A 3,981-nucleotide genomic window follows, 5' to 3' on the forward strand; every position below is an offset into this window, starting at 1 on the left:
GCCGCGTGCCGCAGGCCGGGGCCCGCCGCCGCCCAGTCGCCCGCCGTGCCGACGACGACCACCGGGCGGTGCGCCGTGGGCCGGTCCAGGCCCGCGCGGACGACCCCGGCGCGCAGCGCCTCGGCGATCCGGTCGGCGAGCGCATCGCGGTCCTGGCCCGCGCGCAGCGCCACCAGCATCGGAACCCGGCCCTCCACGGGGCGTACGCCGAGGAGTACGGGCACCCCGGGGGCGGCGAGCTCCTCGCGCAGGGCCTGGGCGAGCAGGGCCCAGCCGCCGGGGGAGGGGAGGCCGGCGGGCAGTCGCATGACCACCGGGAGCACGGGTTCGGCGCCGGGGCGGAAGCCCAGCAGCCGGGCCTGTGCCGGTGCCTCGGCCGCGGAGATCCGGCCCTCCGCCAGATCGGCGAGGAAGTCGCCGCGGCCCCGGGCGGCGAGCACCTCCTCCTGGCGGGACTGGAGCATGACGACGGCGAGCAGATCGGCGGCGCGCTCGGCGGCGATCCGGTGCACCGGCGCCACCGGGGCGTTGACGGGCAGCAGGACCAGACGGGCGCGGACGGCGTCGGGACCGTGGCCGCCGCCGGGGACGTCGATGCGTACGCCGGTGTCGCGCAGGCCCTCCCAGGCCAGCAGCGGGTCGGCGTCCGCGGGGCCGTCGTCGCCGCCGTCCGGCCCCGCCGCGTACAGCGGACTGCCGTCGGGGGCCTCCAGACAGAGCGGATTGCCGGTGAAGACGGCCAGCAGCCGCAGTACCTCGGGTGCGCCACCGCCGCGCAGCAGCACGTCCGTACAGCGCCGCAGGATCTCGTCGGCGCGGCGCAGCAGCGCGTAGTGGCTGTTGATGATCTCGGTGTGGATCGCTTCGGTGACGGTGACGTACGGGACCTCGCGGTGCAGCTGGATCAGCGGCAGTCCGCAGTCCCGTGCGGCATCGACCAGCGCCGAGGGCAGTGATTCGAAACGAGAGCCCAGCTCCACGACGAGAGCGGCGATCTCGCGGTCCGCGAGCTTACGGATGAAGGCGCGCTGCTCGGAGGGCCGGGAACCCAGCCCGAGGCCGGTGGTCAGCAGCAGCTCGCCGCCCTTGAGCAGTGAGGCGATATGCGGGACCTCGCCCGCGTGCACCCAGCGCACCGGGCGGTCCAGCCGGTCCCCGCCGGCCAGCACCTCCGGCAGCCCGCGCCGCAGCGCGGGCAGCTCCAGCGCCCTGCGTACCGTGATCTCGGCTTCGATCTTTGCTTCCGGCCCCATGGCGACGAACGGTACCTGTAGTGGGGTGGGCGAGCGGTACTCGTAGTCCGCTGTCCGGAGGGGTGGGGACGGGGTGGTGGGGGCTCGGAGCCGCGGGGGCCCGGAGTCGCGGAGCCCGGGAGCCGTGGAGCCCCGGACCTGCGGGGCCCGGACCTGCGGGGGCCCAGACCTGCGGGGGCCCGGAGCCGCTGGCCCCGGAGCCGCGGAGCCCCCGGCCCCACCCCACCACGCACCCCACCCCCTCAAGCCGACTCCCGCACCACCAACCGCGCCCTCGTGATCACCGGCGCAAGCTCCGCCGCCTCCGCCGCCTCCGCCGCCTCCGCCGCACCCACCGCATCCGCCGCAGCAGCGCTGTCCGTATCACCGCTGTCCGTGTCACCGCTGTCCGCGTCAGCGCGGCTCGTCCCCCTGGCACCATCCGCCCCCGCCCCCTTCCGCAGATCCTTCCGCGGATCCAACAGTCGCAGCAGCAACCGGGCCATCAGCCGCCCCATCTCCTCCACGTCCTGCCGCACCGTGGTCAGCGGCGGATCCGCCCAGGCCGCCGGTTCCAGGTCGTCGTAGCCGACCACCGCCACATCGTGCGGGACCCGCCGCCCGCGGGCCCGCAGCGTACGCAGTGCGCCGCTCGCCATCAGGTCGGAGCAGGCGAAGACGGCGTCCAGATCCGGTGCGGCGTCGAGGAGTTCGGCCATGGCGCGCTCGCCGCCGTGCGCCGTGAACCCGCCGTCCGCGATCAGCCGCGGATCCGGCTCCGGCGTGCCCAGCGCATCGCGATAGCCGTCGAGCCGGTCCACCGCGGAGGTCTGGTCGAGCGGGCCGGTGATCACGGCGATCCGGCGGCGGCCGCGGTCCAGGAGATGGCGTACGGCCTGACGTGCACCGTCGCGGTTGTCGGTATCGACGTACAGCGGGCGGGGTGCGCGGTCGGCGCCCGCCCAGCCGGGCCGGCCGCCGTAGACGGTGGGCAGCCCGGCGCGCTCTGCCATGGCCGGCAGCGGGTCGTCGCGGTGCAGCGAGAACATCAGCGCGCCGTCGACATGGCCGGCCGACAGATAGCGGCCGATGCGGTCGTAGTCGGCGCGGTGCTCGACGAACATCAGCAGGAGCTGGGTGTCGGCGGCGGCCAGTTCGCGGCTGATACCGCGCAGTTGACGGCCGAAGAACGGATCGCTGAAGACCCGGGTCTCCGGCTCCGCGATGACCACCGCGACCGCTCCGGTGCGGCGGGTGACCAGGGTGCGGGCCGCGCTGTTCGGTACGTAACCCAGCTCGCGCACCGCCTGCTGGACCCGCTCCTGGACCACGGCCCGTACGCCCGCACCGCCGTTGACCACGCGGGACACCGTTGCGCGGGAGACCCCGGCGAGCGCCGCGACCGCCTCCAGGGTCGGCCGCGCACCGTTCGGCTCAGACACCATCGAACTCCTTTTTCCATACGGTGACTTGACGGTGTGCCGTCGAGTCGGCAGGGTTCCCTACGCAGATATGAGAGCGCTCTCATATCGGATCCCCCCACGGAACTCCTCATACCCCCACTGTGCCGAGGAGAGAATGTCATGAGCATGAGAATTCGGGCGGGAAGCCGGGCGAGAGCGGTGCTCCGTGCCGCGAGCGCCGCACTCGCCCTCACCTGTGCCCTCACCCTCCCCACGGCCTCCGCGGAGGAAGCGGCCCCTTCGGCCCCCGCCGCGAAGGCCACCGGAGCCACCACAGTCACCAGAGCCACCGCAGCCACCCAAGTCGCCCCCACCGCCTTCCAGGAAGTCTGGCGTACGGACTTCGACGGCGCCGCCGGATCGCGCCCCTCCGCCGACGACTGGATCACCGACACCGGAACCGGCTACCCCGGAGGCCCCGCCAACTGGGGCACCGGCGAGCGCCAGACCTACACCGACCGCCCCGAGAACCTCCAGCTCGACGGCGCGGGCCATCTCAAGATCACCGCACAGAAGGACGGCGCCACCTGGACCTCGGCCCGCGTCGAATCCCGGCGCACCGACTTCGCCGCCCCGGCCGGCGGCAAGCTCCGTATCGAGGCGAGCATCCGGATGCCCGATGTCTCCGGCGCCGGCGCGCTCGGCTACTGGCCGGCGTTCTGGACGCTGGGCGCCGAGTACCGCGGCACCTACTGGAACTGGCCGGGCATCGGCGAGTTCGACATCATGGAGAACGTCAACGGCATCAACAAGGTCTGGGGCGTGCTGCACTGCGGCGTCAACCCTGGCGGGCCGTGCAACGAGACCCAGGGCAAGGGCAATTCCCGCGAGTGCCCGGGCAGCGCCTGCCAGGCCGGATTCCACACCTACGCGCTGGAGCTGGACCGCACCAACAGCGCCGCGGAATCGCTGAGTTGGTATGTCGACGGCCAGAAGTTCCACACCGTGGGTGCCTCCGAGATGGACGCCGACAGCTGGGCGAAGGCCACCCACCACGGCCACTTCCTGCTGCTCAACCTCGCCATGGGCGGGGCGTTCCCCGACGGCGCAGCGGGCTTCGCCACCCCCACCGACGCCACCCGGCCCGGCGGCTCGCTCCTCGTCGACCATGTCGCGGTCGCCGTTCAGCAGCCCGCGAAGGCCCGTACGGGCCGGGCCACCCCCACCGACCGGCGCCCCGCCCCGCAAGGAGCCAGCTCATGATTACTCGCCGCAGTCTGCTCGGCGGCCTCGCCGCCGGCGCCGCCACCGCCTCCGGAATCCTCCTCGCCGGCCGTGCGACCGGC

General features: G+C 73.9%; 3 protein-coding genes. 1 reads left to right on the top strand and 2 read right to left on the bottom strand.

The window, feature by feature from the left end:
• Window positions 1–1,253, bottom strand: a 1,253-nt coding sequence (locus DY245_RS15110) for a PucR family transcriptional regulator ligand-binding domain-containing protein (protein WP_128507569.1), incomplete at its 3' end; no start/stop codon positions are given.
• A 242-nt stretch (window positions 1,254–1,495) separates the two neighbouring features.
• Window positions 1,496–2,677, bottom strand: a complete 1,182-nt coding sequence (locus tag DY245_RS15115; protein ID WP_244943055.1) for a LacI family DNA-binding transcriptional regulator — start codon at window positions 2,675–2,677, stop codon at window positions 1,496–1,498.
• Window positions 2,678–2,815: 138 nt separating this feature from the next.
• Here DY245_RS15115 and DY245_RS15120 point away from each other — a divergent pair, with 138 nt between their 5' ends.
• A complete protein-coding gene (locus DY245_RS15120; protein WP_128507571.1) occupies window positions 2,816–3,898 on the top strand; it encodes a glycoside hydrolase family 16 protein in 1,083 nt (360 codons plus the stop codon).
• Window positions 3,899–3,981 lie beyond the last annotated feature (83 nt).

Origin of the sequence: Streptomyces inhibens (genome assembly GCF_003389455.1) — a bacterium.
In the GTDB taxonomy this organism is placed as follows: Bacteria; Actinomycetota; Actinomycetes; order Streptomycetales; family Streptomycetaceae; genus Streptomyces; species Streptomyces inhibens.